We start from the raw sequence: 16,557 nt of genomic DNA, 5'->3' as shown, positions 1-16,557 counted from the left end.
GTGCCGGCGCGGCGTCGTAGGTCACTCTCGTTCCGAGGCCTCAAGCGGAGATTCCCCGTCGCGTCCGGATCGACCTACGTCACCGATTTCGATTGGGAGTGGATGGTGGTCGGCGAGTACGACGGCCTGATCAAGTACGGTCGTCTGTGCATGCCCGGTGAATCGATTGCCGATGCGGTGATCCGAGAGAAGTTGCGCGAGGACGAGATCCGCGACACCGGACCACGGGTCGTCCGCTGTACCTGGAACGACCTCGAAAGAATTGCGTTCACTCCCAGGTTGCATCGCAGACTCGCGCCACTCGGCCTTGTCGCCGCGTGACTGCTCACGACACCTCCGCTAGTCGATGTCGTTCCCGCGCAACGAATTCGCCACGCGGGAACGAAACAGTTCAGCGGCAGGCCTCAGCCGAGGTCGTCGAAACTCGTGGTCGCCGGCGCCGGTGGGAGAGTGACGATCGCGCCCGCGTAGGAGAGCCCCGCACCGAAACCGAGCAGCATCGCGGTCTGGCCGCCGCGGGCCTTGCCGGTCGCGAGCATCTCCTCCATGGCCAGCGGAATCGACGCCGCTGAGGTGTTGCCGGTGTTCTCGATGTCGTTGGCCATGGGGAGGTCGTCGGGGAATCCGAGGTTCTTCTTCATGAGCTCGTTGATGCGGGCGTTCGCCTGATGGGGGATGAACACCTCGATGTCCTCGATGCCCACACCGGAGGTTTCGATGACCGCGGCCAACGCCTTGGGCAGGGTGATCGCCGCCCAGCGGAACACGCGCGGGCCCTGCATCGTGACGACCATCCGGCCGACGGGGTCGCTCTCCGGATCCTTGTGCTGATACTCCTGCGCGCGGTCCATGTAGGCGGGGATGTCGTAGTTCTGTCCGATGGCCTCGGCATTTTCACCGTCGGAACCCCACACGGTAGGGGAGATGCCGTTGTCCTCGCTCGGCCCGACGACCACCGCGCCGGCGCCGTCGCCGAAGATGAAGGCGGTGTTGCGGTCGGTGGGTTCCATGACCACCGACATCGTCTCCACCCCGACCACTAGGACGTATCGCGCCGACCCGGCCCGCACCGTATCGGCCGCGACACCCAGGGCGTATCCGAACCCGCCGCAGCCGGCGGCGATGTCGTAGGCGGGGATGCCGTTGAGGCCGATGTCGAAGGCGACGATCGGGCCGCCGTGCGGGATCTTGGTCTTCCAGCTGTTGGTCGCCAGGATCAGCGCACCGATCTCCTCCTTGGCCACACCGGAGTTGCTGATGGCGCGTTCGGCGGCGGCAGCGGCCATCGAGCGGGCGCTCTCGTCGCCACTGATCCAGCGGCGGTTGCGAACACCGCTGCGCTCATAGATCCATTCGTCGGTGCTGTCGAGGACCTCGCACACCTCGTCGTTGCTGACCAGCCGCCTGGGCCGGTACGCGCCGATGCCCAGCATCGCGACGTTACGGTGTCCGGTGTTCGCTACGAGTTTCGCCACGTGTCGTTCCCTTCGGGTTGCGCCGGGAGAGATTCTATGCGCTTGTGTTCTCACGCCTTGGCGCCGACGCGGCGATCACCAGGCGTGCACGGTGTTCTGCGATGCTTCCAGACCTGCCGAGAGCAGCAGTTCGACGGCGTCGGCGCCGTGTTCGATCAGCAGATCGACGTCGGCACGCGCGGCCGACGGAAATGGTTTCAGCACGAAATCGGCCGGATCCTGGCGTCCCGGTGGCCGCCCGATTCCCAGCCGGACCCGCAGGTAGTCGCGGGTGCCGACGGACTGGCTCACCGACCGCAGACCGTTGTGGCCGCCCTCGCCGCCGCCGCGCTTGAGCCGGACCAGACCGAAGTCGATGTCGAGTTCGTCGTGCAGCACGATCAGGTCGTCCGGTGAGACCGAATAGAACTTGGCCAGCGGCCCGATCTGACGACCGACGGTGTTCATGTAGGTCCGCGCCTTGGCCACCAACACCGAACCGCCGGCGAGCGGTATCGATGCGACCTCGGCGCCGGAGCGCTTGTGCACCGAATACCGCCCACCGGCGGAGGTGACCAGATGATCGGCGACCATGGCGCCGATGTTGTGGCGTGTCTTCTCGTACTTCGGACCCGGATTACCCAGTCCGACGATGAGTTTCACGTGTCAGGGTCACTCGGACTCGTCGGCGGATTCCTCGCTGGGCACCTCGGCGCCGGCGTCGACAGCCTCGACCTCGAGGTCGGCGGCGCTCGGGGCCTCGTTCACGGCGACGATGAGGGTCTCCGCGTCGGTGACCAGCGTGACGCCCTCGGGCAGCACGAGATCCGAGGCGTGGATCGCGACGCCGGCTGCCTTGCCCTCGACGTCGACGACGATCTGCTCGGGGATCGAGAGCACGTCGGCCTCGATCTCGATGGTGTTGGCGTCCTGGGTGACCAGGGTGCCGGGAGCGGCGTCACCCTCGACGACGATGTTGACCTCGACGCTGACCTTCTCGCCGCGCTTGATGACGAGCAGGTCGGCGTGCTCGATGTAGTTGCGGATCGGGTGGACGTCGACCTGCTTGGTCAGGGCGAGCTGCTTGGTGCCCTCGATGTCGAGATCGATGACGGCGTTGATGCCGTTGTTGCGCAGGATCGCGGCGAAATCGCGGGCCGGGAGGTTCAGGTGCTGCGGGTCGGAGCCGTGGCCGTAGAGCACGGCGGGGACCTGGCCCTCGCGGCGGGCACGACGTGCGGCGCCCTTGCCCTTGGCGGTGCGGGTGGTGACGGTCAGGGCGTTGGCTTGAGTGGCCATGAGACGTTCTCCTCGTGGTGGCGGGACCGGTCGGCCGGTCGTCGGTGGTGCTTCTCGGCGCGACGGCGCCCAACACCACGGCCCCGTCGGTGCGCACGAGGGCACCGGAGAAGACGTGCGATGGTCGCGCCGATCACGGTGATCACTCACCCTCGCCGAGACAACCCGAACAGATTAGCCGATGAGCTGCGCCGATGTCATATCGCGTCGGGTCGGTGTCATCTCGCGCCGCGCGGGCCCACCCCGACGCGATCGTCTGTGCCGCTCGCCGGTGCCGGGCATACTGGCGGCCATGACCTCACGCACACCCATCGACATCGTCACCGGCTTCCTCGACGGGCTCGCACGTGGTGACAGCGCCACCGCCTGCCTCGATCTCGCCGATGCCGTCGTCTACACGAACGTGTCGCTGGCGACCATTCGCGGGCGCAGACCGGTCACCAAGATCTTCGGTTCGATGGATTCCTCGCCGGTCTCCTTCGACTACCGGATGGTCAACGTGTCCTCCGACGACACCGTCGTGCTGACCGAACGGGTCGACCAGATCAGTGTCGGCCGACTGCGCGTGCAGTTCTGGGTGTGCGGACGGTTCGAGGTGGTCGACGGCCAGATCACGGTGTGGCGGGACTACTTCGATTACTTCGACATCACCAAGGCGTTCCTGCGCGGCGTGGTCGGGGTGCTCGTCCCGTCGGCTGTGCGTCCGCTGAACGGTCGATCGAAGGTCGGACGTGCTCTCGCCGAGTGACGGTGTGAGCGCCTAGCATTGCTGCCCATGAGCTACCAGCAACCACCCGCCCACGGTTTCGGACAACCAGCGGGAGGCACGTTTTACGTCAACGTCCTCGGCCAGGAGCACGGGCCGCTCGGTATTACCGATCTTCAGCACATGGCGCTCGCGGGTCAGCTCAAGAGCAGCACCTTCATCCGCGCTGCCGAATCACCCAACCCGTTTCCGGCCGGTCAGATCCCCGGCCTGTTCTCCGACAAGAGCAAGCTCACCGCGGGGCTGCTGCAGATCTTCCTGGGTGGTTTCGGCGTGGGCCGCTTCTACACCGGCGACGTCGGAATCGCGATCGCGCAGATCGCGGTGACCTGGCTGACCTGCGGTATCGGCGCGATCTGGCCGCTGATCGACGGCATCATGATGCTCGTCGGCAAGGTGACCGACTCCGACGGCCGACCGCTGGCCGACTGATCGCCCCGCCTCACCAGCCCCGCCTCACCAGCACAGTCTCACCAGGACCTTGACATGACCGCGCACACCGACACCGGCACCCCGAGACTCGCGGCGAGTGAGATCGCCGCGGTCGTGGGGGTCGCCGGTGTCGGTGTGGCGTGCGCGTTGAGCCCCGCGGGAATCGAGCACGGGCCGATCCTGTGTCCGTTCCGTCTGGTCACCGGATTGCCGTGTCCCGGGTGCGGATTGACCCGGTCCTGGGTCTACGGCGTCCACGGCGACTGGGCGCAGTCCTTTGCCGCGCACCCGTTCGGGCTGCCGATGATCGCGGCGATCCTGGCACTCGCGATCACCGCGGTGATCTGCCGGGTGACCCGCCGCCGACCACCCCGGCTGGAGCGGTTGCTGTGGAATCCGGTGGCCAAGGTGGTCGTGGCGGCGTGGCTGATCTTCGCGGTGGTGCGGATCATCCTGGTCATCTGAGCGGGGCGGGCGCCGACGTGGGCGCGCAGCTCAGTCGAGCACCAGCTCGGGGGAGTACATGTCGATCCAGTGATACAGGTCGAGCACCCGATCCATCTGGTTGCGCAGTCCGGTGTCGCAGGTTGCCGCATCGGCGGCGATCATCGCCGACACCGCGTCGCGGTCGACCAGCGCGAACACCTCATGATCGCGCTCGCCGACCATGTCGGTGAGCTGATCCTGCAGCGTCTGGGTGTACTTGGTGTCCTGTGTGGACGGATACGGGCTCTTGGTGCGGTCGATCACCGACTGCGGCAACACATGTGACGTCGCGTGGCGCAGCAGGCTCTTCTCCCGGCCGTCGAAGGTCTTCATCGACCACGGGGTGTTGTAGACGTACTCGACGAGCCGGTGGTCGCAGAATGGGACGCGGACCTCGAGTCCCACGGCCATCGACGCACGATCCTTGCGGTCCAACAACATTCGGACGAATCGCGTCAGGTGGAGATGACTGAACCGGCGCATCCGCCGTTCGTCGTCGGATTCACCGTCGACGACGGGGATGGTGGCGAGCGCACTGGCATACTGGTCGGCGATGTAGTTCTCGACGTCGAGACGCCGCTGAAGATCGCCGGAGAGCATCGCGTGGCGATCGCGCGTCATCGCCGAGGAGAAGGCCAGCCACGGGAAAGTGGCTGCGGTACGGGCGTTCTCGTCGAAGAACCAGCGGTACCCGCCGAACACCTCGTCGGCCGACTCGCCCGACAGGGCGACCGTCGACTCCGAGCGGATCGCGCGGAACAGCAGGTAGAGCGAGGTGTCCATGTCGCCGAGCCCGGCGGGGATATCGCGGGCGCCGATCACCGCACGCCGGACCTCCGGGTCGGTGAGGTCGGCCGGGTTCAGCACGACGTCGCGGTGCATCGATCCGACATGCGCGGCGACGTCGCGCACGAACGGCGAGTCCGGGGTGTCGCGCATCTCGTCCGGGGTGAAGTTCTCCTCCTGTTCGGCGAAGTCCACCGAATAACTGTGCACACGTTGGCCTTCGGAGCCCAGGCGGGCAGCGGCCAGACCTGTCAGGGCGCTGGAGTCCAGGCCGCCGGAGAGCAGAACGCAGCGGGGGACGTCGGCGATGAGCTGTCGATCGACGATATCGGTGAGCAACTCGCGAACCGTCGCGACCGACGTCTCGAGGTCGTCGTCGTGGCCGTGCGCCGGCAACGACCAGTAGGTGCGGGTGCGCAGGCCGTCGCGGCCGACGGTGACGATGGTGCCCGGCTCCACCTCGGAGATGTTGCGCCACAACGACCATCCTGGCGCCTTGGTCATCGCGAACAGCTCGCGCAGACCGTCGAGGTCGACGGTGTGGGGGACCAGCGGGTTGGCGAGGATGGCCTTGGGCTCCGAGCCGAAGACGACGCCGTCGTCGGTGCGGGAGAAGTAGAAGGGCTTGATTCCCAGGCGATCACGCACCATGGTCAGTTCTTCGATCCGCCCGTCCCAGATGGCGAAGGCATACATGCCGTTGAGGCGATCGGCCACCTCGGCGCCCCACTGCACGTAGCCGCGCAACACCACCTCGGTGTCCGAGTCGGTGACGAATTCGTGCCCGAGGGAACGCAATTCGGTACGCAACTCGCGGAAGTTGTACGTTTCGCCGCTGTAGACGATCGCCACGGTACCGGCCGGGGTCTGCACCGTCATCGGCTGATGGCCGAGGGGGAGGTCGATGATGGCCAGGCGTCGGTGTCCCAGCCCGACGTGCGGCTCGAGATACGTGCCGACGTCGTCGGGGCCGCGGAGTGCCATCGTCGAGGTCATCGCCTCGATGACGTGGCCCTCGCGTCGTAGATCGTGGTCGAAACCCACCCATCCGGTGATACCGCACATAGAACGCACCTCTCGATTTCATTAGAGAAACTAACTATCTTCGTAAACCCGTTGTAACACGAGGTTCCGAAGACGTCGAGAAAGCGTGGTGAAATGTCGGTGTTGCCGGATATGCCCGAGGGCTCAGAGGATTTCGTCGATTGTGTCGAGGGGGCGGGCGAGGCGGGTGCCCTTGTCGGTGACGACGAACGGTCGCTCGACGAGGATCGGGTGTTCGACCATCGCGTCGAGCACCTCGGACTCCGACGCCGAGGCGAGATCGAGGTCCTTGTAGAGCGATTCACGCTTGCGTGCCGCCTGGTGCGCGGTCAGGCCTGCGTCGGCGAAGAGTGTCTCGAGTTGGGCCCGCGTGTACGGCTCGTCGAGGTACTTGACGACGGTCGGCTCGATGCCGGCCTCACGGAGCTTGTCCAGGGCCTTGCGGGACGTCGTGCAGCGTGGGTTGTGGTAGATCGTCGCGTTCACCCGACCCACCCTATTCCAGTGCGCCGGCGCGTCCGGGCAGCCGTGCGGTCAGTGCCAGGGCGACCGTCGCGCACAGTGCGCCGACGACGATCGGGGCCAGCACGCCCGCTCTGTCGATGGCCTGCGCGCCGACGAGCGCGCCCACGCCGATGGCCAGGTTGAAGGCCGTCGAATACACGGTGGTCGCGGCCTCGCGGTGGGCGGGCGCGGTCCGCAGCACGGTCGTCTGCAATCCGATGGGGATGGCGGCGTAGCCGACGGCCCACACCATCAGCGCCACCAGGGCAAGGGGCGGGACTGTGGTGGTCGCCGCCACCAGCCACAGTGCCACCGCGAGTACCCCGATTACCGTCGCGAGGCCCGCACGGGCGGAGGTGAGGCGGGTGAGCAGGGCTCCGGCGGCGAAGTTGCCGGCGACGCCCGCGGCCCCCATCACCAGGAGCACGGCACTGACCAGGTCGTCGTCGATGCCGATACCGTCGACGATCAGCGGTGTCACGTAGGTGTAGGCGGCGTACGCACCGGTGATCACGACGGCGGTGATGACCACCGTGAGCCGCAGGTCGCGATTGCGCAGCATCGACGGCAACCGTCGCAACGCGACCCCGCCTGCGGGCCGGGTCGGCCCGAGCAGCGTTGCGAGGGCTGCGAGGGTCAGCGCCGACAACCCGGCCAGCGCCCAGAAGGCGGCCCGCCAGCCGAGTTGCTGGCCGGCCAGGGTGCCCAACGGCACGCCCAGCACCGAGGCGATCGACACCCCGGAGAAGGTGATCGTGGTGGCGCGCACCGCATATCGCGGTGGCACGAGCAGCAGGGTGGTCGGCGCCACGATCGTCCACAGCAGCCCGAGGGCGCCGCCGATCAGCACCCGCACGACGATCAGTGTCGCGAAACCCGGGGCCATCGCGGTGAGCGCGTTGCCGAGGGTGAAGACCGTCATCACCGCGATCAGCAGCAGTCGCCGATCCACGCGCCGGGTCGTCGTCGACAACGTGGGCGCAGCGATCGCGGCGACGAAGGCGACCGCGGTGACCACCAGGCCGACCGAACCGTCGGAGACCCCCAGATCGGCGGCCATCGGCTGCAACAGGCCGATCGGCATGATCTCGGTGGTCGTGACGGTGAACACGCCCAAGCCGAGTGCGCCGACAGCGGCCCAGGTGCGGGCGCTGACGCGGTCGGTCACGGGCGATCCTCCTCTCGCGGTCGGGCGGGGAAGGGCGACACGACTGCGGGCCGCCTCGACCATCATGATCGTGGCGGCCCGCAGTCGCAGGACGAAGGCGCGGTGCCGGTGCTACCGGTCAGGCAATGCCGTCGAAAAGACTTGTCACCGATCCATTTTCGAAAACTTCGCGGATGGTCTGGGCCAGCAGCGGGGCGATCGAGAGCACGGTGAGCTGTTCGAAGTGCTTCGCCGGCGGGATCGGCAGGGTGTCGGTGGCGATGACCTCGGTCGCCCCGCAGTTGGCGAGGCGCTCGGCGGCCGGGTCGGAGAACACGGCGTGCGTGGTGGCGATGACGACGTCACCGGCACCGGCATCCTTGAGCTTGCTGACGGCGCCGGCGATCGTGCCGCCGGTGTCGATCATGTCGTCGATCAGCACGCAGGTGCGGCCCTCGACCTCACCGACAACACGGTGTGCGACAACCTGATTGGCGACCATCGGGTCGCGGGTCTTGTGGATGAACGCCACCGGGGCGCCGCCGAGGGCGTCGGCCCACTTCTCGGCCACCCGCACGCGACCGGAATCGGGGGAGACGATGGCGATGTTGTCGGTGCCGTACTTCTCGCGGACGTACTCCGAGAGCTGCCCCAGGGCGTGCATGTGATCGACCGGCCCGTCGAAGAAGCCCTGGATCTGATCGGTGTGCAGGTCGACGGTGATGATGCGATCAGCGCCCGCGGTCTTCATCAGATCAGCGATCAGGCGAGCCGAGATCGGTTCGCGGCCACGGTGCTTCTTGTCCTGACGGGCATACGGATAGAACGGCAGGATCACGCTGATGCGTTTGGCCGATCCGCGCTTGAGGGCGTCGATCATGATGAGTGCTTCCATCACCCACTCATTGAGCGGGGCCGGGCAGCTCTGCAGCACGAAGGCATCCGACCCGCGCACCGACTCCTCGAAGCGCACGAACAACTCGCCGTTGGCGAAGTTGCGCGCGGTCTGCGGCGTCAGCTTGATGCCGAGTTCGTCGGCAACGGCCTGCGCGAGCTCGGGGTGCGCACGCCCCGCGAACAGCATCAGGTTCTTCTGGTTGTCGGTCGTCCAGGTCATGGAAACTCTTCTACTCGGGGCTGGTGGTCGGGACTCGATGGTGTTCTGATCGGGTGGTGGCCCAGACTGCAGGCGGACTCGCCTACGGTCGCCGTGTTTCGTCGATGGTGGTCTCGTCGATGGTGGGTGCCGAGGGCGTCTCGGCGGCCGCGCGAGCGGCCTGCGCGGCGGCCGTGTCCGGACGCTTGCGGACCACCCAGTCCTCGATGTTGCGTTGTGCACCTGCCGAGACCGCGAGGGCGCCGGGCGGGACGTCGTCGCGCACGACGGTACCCGCACCGGTGTACGCGCCGTCACCGATCTGTACAGGTGCGACGAACATATTGTCAGAACCGGTCCGGCAGTTCGAACCGATGACCGTTTGATGCTTGTTCACCCCGTCGTAATTGACGAAGACACTCGAGGCGCCGATGTTGGATTCGTCGCCGATCCGCGCGTCCCCGACATAGGTGAGGTGGGGGATCTTGCTGCCCGAACCGATGACCGCGTTCTTGGTCTCGACGAAGGTGCCGATCTTGCCGCCGACGCCGAGGACCGTGCCCGGCCGCAGGTAGGCGAAAGGGCCGACCAGCGCGTTGTCGCTGATGGCAGCACTACTGCCGTGGGTGCGGATGACCTGCGCACCACGTCCGACGGCGACGTCGGTGAGCGTGCAGTCCGGTCCGATGACGGCCTCCTCGCCGATCGTGGTCGCGCCGTGCAGTTGGGTTCCCGGCTCGATCCGTACGTCTTCGGCGATCGTGACGTCGAGGTCGATCCACGTGGTCGCCGGGTCGACGACGCTCACCCCGGCGAGCTGATGCCGACGCACGATCCGTCGATTGAGTTCAGCTGCCAACTGGGCGAGCTGCGCGCGGTCGTTGCATCCGGCGACGAGCATCGGATCGTCAACAGTGAAGCCGTGCACCGACTTTCCGGATTCACGGGCGATCTCGACGACGTCGGTGAGGTAGTACTCGCCCTGGGCGTTGTGGGTGGAGAGCCCGCGGAGCGCGGTGCGCAGCGCGGTCGCGTCGAAGGCGTAGACCCCGGCATTGACCTCGGTGATCGCCAACTGTTCGGGGGAGGCGTCCTTGTGTTCGACGATCGCGTGGACCCCGCCGTCGTCGTCGCGGACGATGCGTCCGTAGCCGGTCGGGTCGCCGGCGTGGAACCCGGTGACCGTGACCGCGGCGCCACCGTTGGCGGAATGGGTCTCGACGAGGGCACGTAGCGTCGGCCCGTCGAGCAGGGGTACGTCGGCGGCGGTGACCACGACGGTGCCGGTGAAGTCGTCGGGTAGCGCTTGAAGGCCGGCCCGGGCGGCGTCGCCGGTGCCGAGCGGTTGGTCCTGGACGGCGACCGAGACCGGGACGCCGAGCGACTGCGAGGTGGATTCCACCGCCGCGGTCACCCGCTCGCGTTCGTGTCCGACGACGGCGATGACGTGCGCGGCGCCGAGGTCGGCGGCGGCATGCAGGGCGTGTCCGAGCAGGCTGCGGCCGGCGATGGTGTGCAGGATCTTCGGGGTCTTGGACCGCATACGGGTACCGGCACCGGCGGCGAGGACGATGACGGCGGTCGTCGTGGGGGACGTCTGTGTCATGTCGACCTCCGATGGAGCTGGTCTGTGGGTGGGTTGGCGTCGGGCGGGAGTCGCGCGTCGAGACGATCCGGCGCCGGCCCCGCCGCACGGCAACGGCCCGATAGTACTGACCGGTTAGCGGCCGCCGACCGGCGTCCCCCGGCAGGAATGCTGCCTGATAGAACCAAAGGGACCCACATCACACCCGATGATCAGCAATGAAGGGAAGCCGATGAGCACCCAGAAGACAGCAATCGTGACCGGTTCGGCACGCGGGATCGGTGCAGCCGTCGCCAAGCGACTGGCCGCCGACGGGCTGGCCGTGGCGGTCCTCGACCTCGACGAGGCGAACTGCGCCGACACGGTCAACGCCATCACCGAGGCCGGTGGCAAGGCCATCGCCGTCGGTGCCAATGTGGCCGACGAGGCGTCGGTTGCGGCGGCGGTCGACAAGGTCGTCGCCGAACTCGGCGCGCCGACCGTCGTCGTCAACAACGCCGGCGTGCTCCGCGACAACCTGCTGTTCAAGATGAGTGTCGACGACTGGGACACCGTGCTGGCCGTTCACCTGCGCGGTGCGTTCAACGTCACCAAGGCCGCCCAGAAGCACATGGTCGACGCCGGCTGGGGTCGCATCGTGAACCTGTCGAGCACCTCGGCGCTCGGCAACCGCGGGCAGGCCAACTACTCGGCGGCCAAAGCGGGCATGCAGGGCTTCACCAAGACCCTCGCGATCGAGCTCGGCAAGTTCGGCGTCACCGCCAACGCCATTGCGCCGGGCTTCATCGAGACCGACATGACCGCTGCCACCGCGGCCCGCGTCGGCATGGACTTCGAGGAGTTCAAGAAGCTCAGCGCCTCCCAGATCCCGGTCAACCGCACCGGCGTGCCCGAGGACATCGCCCACACCGCGTCGTTCTTCGTCAGCGAAGGCGCCGGATTCGTCTCCGGTCAGGTCATCTACGTCGCCGGCGGCCCCAAGGACTGACCTCCGAGCCTCCCGCTGCTCCGTTTCCTTCCCGCGCGTCGACCTGATCGAGCGGGAGGGAAACGGACTGGCGGGAATCGATGCGGACCCACGCGCCGCCCTGTGGCACAATCAGGTCCGCGTTATTCCCCCATGGTGTAATCGGCAACACTTCTGATTTTGGTTCAGGCATTCCAGGTTCGAGTCCTGGTGGGGGAGCCCTTCACTGCCGACAGCGCTCTCTATTCCGCCCACAGCGCCCTGCCCCTCGCCGACAGCGCTCACCATCGCGCCGACAGCGCTCTGTATTCCGCTGACAGCGCCGAAACCCGCCGCCGTCCGCTCATCGACAGATGTCGGTCGGCGAGGTGTTGCTGCCGATCTTGAGCTTGCGGTACGCCCGAACGCCATTGCACATGCCGATGTCGGAGGCCACCAGCGTGTATCGCGAGCCGGGGCCAGTCGTGGAGCAACCGATGCCCGTGCCGAACGCGACGTCGTTGCCCCAACCCTGCCAGGTGATCTGATCGATGGAGTTCGAGCAGGAACCCAGCGAAATCGAGCTGGGTTGGGCTGTGCCATAACCGGTTTCATTCTCCGACCCGGCTGCGCCGAGCACCACCGCCGATGCCGCCGGGGTCGAAGTCGGTGCCGCCGTCTGAGCGCTCGCCCACGACTGTGGCCCGATCCCGATCGCCGACTCCTCGGTGACCACCGCGCCGTTCTGGATCACCTGGAAACCGGTGCCGGTGATCACATAGCGGGCACTGTCGGCGACGTTGACAGCCACATAGCCGGTGCCTTGGGGGTAGACCTCGTAGAGCTCGATGCTGGCGCCGTCGGCGATCCGGTAGCCGCGGTAATAGAGCCGGTTGATCTCACTGCGGCACACGACCAGTGCGGACTTGGCGGTCCGCATGTACATCTCGGCACGGTCGGTGCCACGGCACTGCGCTTTGCCGTTGTAGGCGGTGAAACCCTGCACATCGACGTCGCTCGCCGGTACGAGCGGCACAGTCGTCGGCGTCGTGGCGGTTGGTGGTGCTCCGGTCGAATGCGCCGACGTCACCGACGGTGGGGAGCCGCTGGGTGTCCCCGACGTCGTGCAGCCGGTCAACGCCACTGCCGTCGCCACGCAGAGAATTGCACCCCGCGATCGCGAGTCTTCTCATGGTCTCCCACCTCGAGCCGATCGGTGTTTGGTCACGAATGAATAGCACGCGACCGGGCTGCCCGCGTACGCATGCGGCGCCAACATCGGCAATCCACCCGAACGTATGACACCCCCGGGCGTATGAACGGCCGACCCTGCTGCGCCTCATCCACAACGCAAGGTCGGTGAATGCCGAAACCGTTGACAATCTCTACGGATATGAATACTGTGTGCTCCACGTCACCAACTATCTACATGCATAGGTAGTTCACACACGCGATGCAGCCCATCGCACGAAGGACACGCCATGACCGACCTCGGTCCCGCGGGAGCCACCGCGAAGAACATGCAGTTTCCGCTCAACGCCTGGTACGCAGCCGCCTGGGACCACGAGGTCGGCTCGACGCAGATCTTGGCCCGCACGATCGCGGGCAAACCGTTGGCGCTCTACCGCACGGATTCCGGACGCCCGGTCGCGTTGGCCGATGCGTGTTGGCACCGGCTGGCGCCGCTGTCGATGGGCAAGCGGATCGGAGCCGAGGAGATCCAATGCCCGTATCACGGACTGCAGTACAACGCCGCCGGTCGCTGTACGCGGATGCCCGCCCAGGAGACCATCAATCCGTCGGCGATGGTCGCGTCGTATCCGATCGAGGAGCGCCACCGGTACCTGTGGGTGTGGCCCGGTGACCCGACCCTGGCCGACCCGTCGACGATCCCGGACATGTTCCAGATGGATTCGCCGGAGTGGGCCGGCGACGGTCTGACCATCGACGTACGCGCCAATTACCAACTCGTGGTGGACAATCTGATGGATCTCACGCACGAGGAGTTCGTCCACTCGTCCTCTATCGGGCAGGATGAACTCAGCGAATCCGAGTTCATCACCACTCACGACGAGAACACGGTCACCGTGACCCGGTGGATGCACAACATCGACGCCCCGCCGTTCTGGCTGAAGAACATGCGCGACAAGTTCCCCGGATTCACCGGCAAGGTCGATCGTTGGCAGATCATCGAATTCCAGGCGCCGGGCACGATCCGCATCGACGTCGGAGTCGCCAAGGCGGGCACCGGCGCTCCGGAAGGCGATCGAAGTCAGGGCGTCAACGGATTCGTCATGAACACCATCAGTCCGGTCGATGAGCGTACGGCGATCTACTTCTGGGCTTTCATGCGCAACTACCGCCTCGACAGCCAACTCATCACCACCCAACTACGCGACGGAGTGCACGGTGTCTTCGGCGAGGACGAGGAGATGCTCACCGCGCAACAGGCGGCCATCGAGGCCAACCCCGACCACGAGTTCTACAACCTCAACATCGATGCGGGCGGGATGTGGGCGCGTCGCATCGTTTCCCGGATGATCGAGCAGGAACGCAGCGCCATCACCAACATCGATGCGCTCACCGCCACCGCAGGGCCACGACGATGACGGACAACCAGATCGGATGGCTCCGCGGCCGGGTGGTGTCGAACGTTCCTGCGGCCGAGGGTATTGCGCGAATCGAGATCGTCACCGACCGGCCCCATCACGCGCCGCCGGGGGCGCACCTCGACATCCGGCTGCCCGACAACGACACCCGCTCCTACTCGATCGTGCACGGCTCGCCCGACGGAACGTCGGTGACGCTCGGCGTCCGGCGGTCACCGACCTCACGTGGCGGCTCGCACTATATGCATGGCCTACGTGCCGGCGACGAGGTCGAGATCACCGCACCCCTGCAGAACTTTCCGTTGCGCGTCGGCGCGCAACGTTATGTGCTCCTCGCCGGCGGCATCGGGATCACCGCGATGGCGGGAATGGCGGCGGTGCTGGCCCGACTCGGTGCCGAATACGAGATCCATTACGTCGGCCGAAGCCGCCGGGTGATGGCTTTCCTCGACGAGTTGCAGGTGCTCCACGGCGACCGGATCACGGTGTACGCCAACGACGAAGGCGCTTATCTCGACGTCGCCGACATCGTCGACGATCTCGACGAGAGCGCCGAACTCTACATGTGCGGACCCATTCGACTCATGGACGACACCCGCCGCCGTTGGCTCGCCCGCCGACTCCCACTGGCGAACCTGCGGTACGAAACCTTCGGCAACAGCGGCTGGTTCGATCCCGAACCCTTCGACGTCGCCATCCCGAGCCTCGACTTCCGCACCACCGTCGGTACTTCCGAGACCCTCCTCGGTGCCCTCGAGCGCGCCGGACTCGACGTCATGTCGGACTGCCGACGTGGCGAATGCGGCCTGTGCGAGTTATCGGTTGTCGAGGTGTCCGGCCGGATCGACCACCGCGACGTCTTCTACAGCGAGAAGCAGAAGACCGAAGCACAACGATTGTGCGCATGTGTATCCCGGGTCGTAGGTGGCGGATCGACGCCGATCCTCACCCTCGAGAAACCCTGAACGCCAGGGCCTGGAACCCTTTTCGCCCACCACGACCGATGGAGAACAGTCATGTCTTCTGCGACCCTCGACCCCCGACTCGTCGTCGAACAACACCCCATGAGATCTCGACAATGGATCTGCGTGGCACTCATGGTCGTCCTGAATGCGCTCGACGGATTCGACGTCCTCGCCAGCGCTTTCGCGGCGCCGGGCATCGCCAAGGACTGGGGGATCGCCCGAGGTGAGCTCGGCGTCATCCTGTCAGCAGAGCTGATAGGTATGGGCATCGGGTCCGTCGTGCTCGGCGGACTCGCCGACCGACTCGGCCGCAAACCGGCAATCCTGTTGTGTCTGAGCGTGATGTCGGTCGGCATGTTCCTCGCGGCAACCGCCGACGGGGTCGCCTTCCTGGTGGCGGTCCGGCTGATCACCGGCCTCGGTATCGGCGGCATGCTCGCCGCGATCAACGCGGTGACCGCCGAGACGTCGAGCGCCAAGGGCCGCAGCATCGCCATGTCGGCGATGGTCGTCGGCTACCCGGTGGGCGCGGTGATCGGTGGTCTGGTGGCGCAACACTGGTTGCTGGTGGCCTTCGACTGGCGTTCGGTCTTCGTGTTCGGTGCCATCGTGTCGGCGGTGATGATCCCGCTGGTGCTGCTGCTCGTGCCCGAGACCCCCGCCTACTATGCGGCACGACGCCCCGACGATGCGGTGCGCAAGATCAACCGGAGCCTCAAAGCGCTGCAGCTTCCGCTCATCGATGCTCTGCCCAAACGCGTTACCGCAGCCGGGAAGCCACGGGCTCTGGATCTGCTGCGCAAGCCCGGTCTACGTCGCACCACCGTGTTGCTCGCGCTCGGCTACACCTTCCACACCATCACCTTCTATTACGTGTTGAAGTGGGCCACCCAGATCGTCGCCGACCTCGGGTACTCGCCCGCGCAGGCGGCAGGCGTACTCACCTGGGCCAACGTGGGTGGAGCGATCGGCTGTCTCATCTTCGGAATCGCCATGCGCTGGTGGGACATCAAGATCCCGCTGGCACTGTCCCTGATTCTCGGCGCATTGCTGGTCTTTGCCTTCGGCATGGGCAAGGACACCCTGCTCGGCTGGCAGGTCGGCGCGCTGCTCGCCGGGATGTTCACCAATGCGGCCATGGTGGGCTACTACTCGGCGTTCGCACGGTGCTTCCCGGCATACGCCCGAGCAACCGGCACCGGAATCGCCCTGGGCGTCGGACGATTGGGTGCGGCGAGTTCGCCGCTGCTCGCGGGCTTGATGTTCCAGGTCCTCGGCGACCAGAGTCTGCTCCAGGTATCCGGGATCATGGGGCTGGGATCGCTTGTCGCGCTGGTACTGCTGTTCGCCCTACCGATGCGCGACGCCGACCGGGCGATGACCGAGGAGGCGCTACCCGCGGTGGACACGAAGTCCGCGGAGCCGGCCTGAGGGTCTG

Annotated in this window: 17 protein-coding genes and 1 tRNA gene; 9 read left to right on the top strand and 9 right to left on the bottom strand. The window is 66.6% G+C overall.

Annotated features, from left to right (window positions below):
• Positions 1-321: a hypothetical protein gene (locus QNM97_RS16890; protein ID WP_283819494.1), complete on the top strand. Its 321-nt coding sequence runs from the start codon at positions 1-3 to the stop codon at positions 319-321.
• A gap of 83 nt (positions 322-404) precedes the next feature.
• Here QNM97_RS16890 and QNM97_RS16885 read toward each other — a convergent pair whose 3' ends face one another.
• The 3 genes from QNM97_RS16885 to QNM97_RS16875 all read right to left on the bottom strand — a co-directional run bounded on the left by QNM97_RS16885 (position 405) and on the right by QNM97_RS16875 (position 2,753).
• Entirely contained in the window at positions 405-1,433 is a 1,029-nt protein-coding gene (locus QNM97_RS16885; RefSeq protein ID WP_502875063.1) for a beta-ketoacyl-ACP synthase 3, read from the bottom strand.
• Positions 1,434-1,550: 117 nt separating this feature from the next.
• The gene (gene pth, locus QNM97_RS16880; RefSeq protein ID WP_283819492.1) at positions 1,551-2,117 is read right to left on the bottom strand and encodes an aminoacyl-tRNA hydrolase; all 567 of its coding nucleotides are present in this window, start codon (positions 2,115-2,117) and stop codon (positions 1,551-1,553) included.
• Positions 2,118-2,126: 9 nt separating this feature from the next.
• Positions 2,127-2,753, bottom strand: coding sequence for a 50S ribosomal protein L25/general stress protein Ctc (locus QNM97_RS16875; RefSeq protein ID WP_283819491.1), 627 nt, complete (start codon positions 2,751-2,753; stop codon positions 2,127-2,129).
• Positions 2,754-3,045: 292 nt separating this feature from the next.
• Here QNM97_RS16875 and QNM97_RS16870 point away from each other — a divergent pair, with 292 nt between their 5' ends.
• From QNM97_RS16870 to QNM97_RS16860, 3 genes are read left to right on the top strand one after another with little or no spacing between them, the layout of a single operon-like run.
• The gene (locus QNM97_RS16870; protein ID WP_283819490.1) at positions 3,046-3,501 is read left to right on the top strand and encodes a limonene-1,2-epoxide hydrolase family protein; all 456 of its coding nucleotides are present in this window, start codon (positions 3,046-3,048) and stop codon (positions 3,499-3,501) included.
• A 27-nt stretch (positions 3,502-3,528) separates the two neighbouring features.
• Positions 3,529-3,951: a TM2 domain-containing protein gene (locus tag QNM97_RS26665; protein WP_208795044.1), complete on the top strand. Its 423-nt coding sequence runs from the start codon at positions 3,529-3,531 to the stop codon at positions 3,949-3,951.
• A 54-nt stretch (positions 3,952-4,005) separates the two neighbouring features.
• Entirely contained in the window at positions 4,006-4,416 is a 411-nt protein-coding gene (locus QNM97_RS16860) for a DUF2752 domain-containing protein (protein ID WP_283819489.1), read from the top strand.
• A gap of 30 nt (positions 4,417-4,446) precedes the next feature.
• Here QNM97_RS16860 and asnB read toward each other — a convergent pair whose 3' ends face one another.
• From asnB to glmU, 5 genes are all read right to left on the bottom strand, one after another.
• Positions 4,447-6,288, bottom strand: coding sequence for an asparagine synthase (glutamine-hydrolyzing) (gene asnB, locus QNM97_RS16855; RefSeq protein ID WP_283819488.1), 1,842 nt, complete (start codon positions 6,286-6,288; stop codon positions 4,447-4,449).
• A 123-nt stretch (positions 6,289-6,411) separates the two neighbouring features.
• Entirely contained in the window at positions 6,412-6,753 is a 342-nt protein-coding gene (gene arsC / locus QNM97_RS16850; protein ID WP_283819487.1) for an arsenate reductase (glutaredoxin), read from the bottom strand.
• A 10-nt stretch (positions 6,754-6,763) separates the two neighbouring features.
• Positions 6,764-7,939 carry an MFS transporter gene (locus tag QNM97_RS16845; RefSeq protein WP_283819486.1) on the bottom strand — a complete coding sequence of 392 codons (1,176 nt, stop codon included), beginning with the start codon at positions 7,937-7,939 and terminating at the stop codon, positions 6,764-6,766.
• 118 nt (positions 7,940-8,057) lie between these two features.
• On the bottom strand, positions 8,058-9,035 hold the full coding sequence (locus QNM97_RS16840) for a ribose-phosphate diphosphokinase (protein ID WP_283819485.1): 978 nt from the start codon (positions 9,033-9,035) through the stop codon (positions 8,058-8,060).
• An 82-nt stretch (positions 9,036-9,117) separates the two neighbouring features.
• Positions 9,118-10,620, bottom strand: a complete 1,503-nt coding sequence (gene glmU / locus QNM97_RS16835; protein ID WP_283819484.1) for a bifunctional UDP-N-acetylglucosamine diphosphorylase/glucosamine-1-phosphate N-acetyltransferase GlmU — start codon at positions 10,618-10,620, stop codon at positions 9,118-9,120.
• A 211-nt stretch (positions 10,621-10,831) separates the two neighbouring features.
• On the opposite strand from glmU, the gene QNM97_RS16830 reads away from it, so the two are divergent.
• Together QNM97_RS16830 and QNM97_RS16825 are read left to right on the top strand one after the other, a co-directional pair.
• Positions 10,832-11,587 carry an SDR family oxidoreductase gene (locus QNM97_RS16830; RefSeq protein ID WP_079931750.1) on the top strand — a complete coding sequence of 252 codons (756 nt, stop codon included), beginning with the start codon at positions 10,832-10,834 and terminating at the stop codon, positions 11,585-11,587.
• Positions 11,588-11,713: 126 nt separating this feature from the next.
• Positions 11,714-11,785, top strand: a tRNA-Gln gene (locus tag QNM97_RS16825).
• A 124-nt stretch (positions 11,786-11,909) separates the two neighbouring features.
• Here QNM97_RS16825 and QNM97_RS16820 read toward each other — a convergent pair.
• The gene (locus QNM97_RS16820) at positions 11,910-12,701 is read right to left on the bottom strand and encodes a hypothetical protein (protein ID WP_283819483.1); all 792 of its coding nucleotides are present in this window, start codon (positions 12,699-12,701) and stop codon (positions 11,910-11,912) included.
• 325 nt (positions 12,702-13,026) lie between these two features.
• Here QNM97_RS16820 and QNM97_RS16815 point away from each other — a divergent pair, with 325 nt between their 5' ends.
• Genes QNM97_RS16815 through QNM97_RS16805 form a run of 3 tightly spaced genes read left to right on the top strand, consistent with a single transcriptional unit; the run spans position 13,027 to position 16,550 of the window.
• Positions 13,027-14,154, top strand: coding sequence for an aromatic ring-hydroxylating dioxygenase subunit alpha (locus QNM97_RS16815; RefSeq protein WP_283819482.1), 1,128 nt, complete (start codon positions 13,027-13,029; stop codon positions 14,152-14,154).
• On the top strand, positions 14,151-15,119 hold the full coding sequence (locus QNM97_RS16810; RefSeq protein WP_283819481.1) for a PDR/VanB family oxidoreductase: 969 nt from the start codon (positions 14,151-14,153) through the stop codon (positions 15,117-15,119). The genes QNM97_RS16815 and QNM97_RS16810 overlap by 4 nt, the downstream gene beginning before the upstream one ends.
• A gap of 51 nt (positions 15,120-15,170) precedes the next feature.
• Positions 15,171-16,550 (top strand): MFS transporter, encoded by a 1,380-nt coding sequence (locus QNM97_RS16805; RefSeq protein WP_283819480.1) that lies wholly within the window; start codon positions 15,171-15,173, stop codon positions 16,548-16,550.
• Positions 16,551-16,557 lie beyond the last annotated feature (7 nt).

The organism is Gordonia sp. L191 (assembly GCF_030077625.1).
GTDB lineage: Bacteria > Actinomycetota > Actinomycetes > Mycobacteriales > Mycobacteriaceae > Gordonia > Gordonia polyisoprenivorans_A.
The sequence above is the reverse complement of the archived record's forward strand: the minus strand, read 5'-3'. Positions and strand labels throughout refer to the sequence as shown.

Coding starts and splice junctions, on each gene's coding strand:
- QNM97_RS16885 (WP_502875063.1), bottom strand. CDS start 1,433: ATGCTGGGCATCGGCGCGTACCGGCCCAGGCGGCTGGTCAGCAACGAC.
- QNM97_RS16875 (WP_283819491.1), bottom strand. CDS start 2,753: ATGGCCACTCAAGCCAACGCCCTGACCGTCACCACCCGCACCGCCAAG.
- QNM97_RS16870 (WP_283819490.1), top strand. CDS start 3,046: ATGACCTCACGCACACCCATCGACATCGTCACCGGCTTCCTCGACGGG.
- QNM97_RS26665 (WP_208795044.1), top strand. CDS start 3,529: ATGAGCTACCAGCAACCACCCGCCCACGGTTTCGGACAACCAGCGGGA.
- QNM97_RS16860 (WP_283819489.1), top strand. CDS start 4,006: ATGACCGCGCACACCGACACCGGCACCCCGAGACTCGCGGCGAGTGAG.
- asnB (WP_283819488.1), bottom strand. CDS start 6,288: ATGTGCGGTATCACCGGATGGGTGGGTTTCGACCACGATCTACGACGC.
- QNM97_RS16840 (WP_283819485.1), bottom strand. CDS start 9,035: ATGACCTGGACGACCGACAACCAGAAGAACCTGATGCTGTTCGCGGGG.
- glmU (WP_283819484.1), bottom strand. CDS start 10,620: ATGACACAGACGTCCCCCACGACGACCGCCGTCATCGTCCTCGCCGCC.
- QNM97_RS16830 (WP_079931750.1), top strand. CDS start 10,832: ATGAGCACCCAGAAGACAGCAATCGTGACCGGTTCGGCACGCGGGATC.
- QNM97_RS16815 (WP_283819482.1), top strand. CDS start 13,027: ATGACCGACCTCGGTCCCGCGGGAGCCACCGCGAAGAACATGCAGTTT.
- QNM97_RS16810 (WP_283819481.1), top strand. CDS start 14,151: ATGACGGACAACCAGATCGGATGGCTCCGCGGCCGGGTGGTGTCGAAC.
- QNM97_RS16805 (WP_283819480.1), top strand. CDS start 15,171: ATGTCTTCTGCGACCCTCGACCCCCGACTCGTCGTCGAACAACACCCC.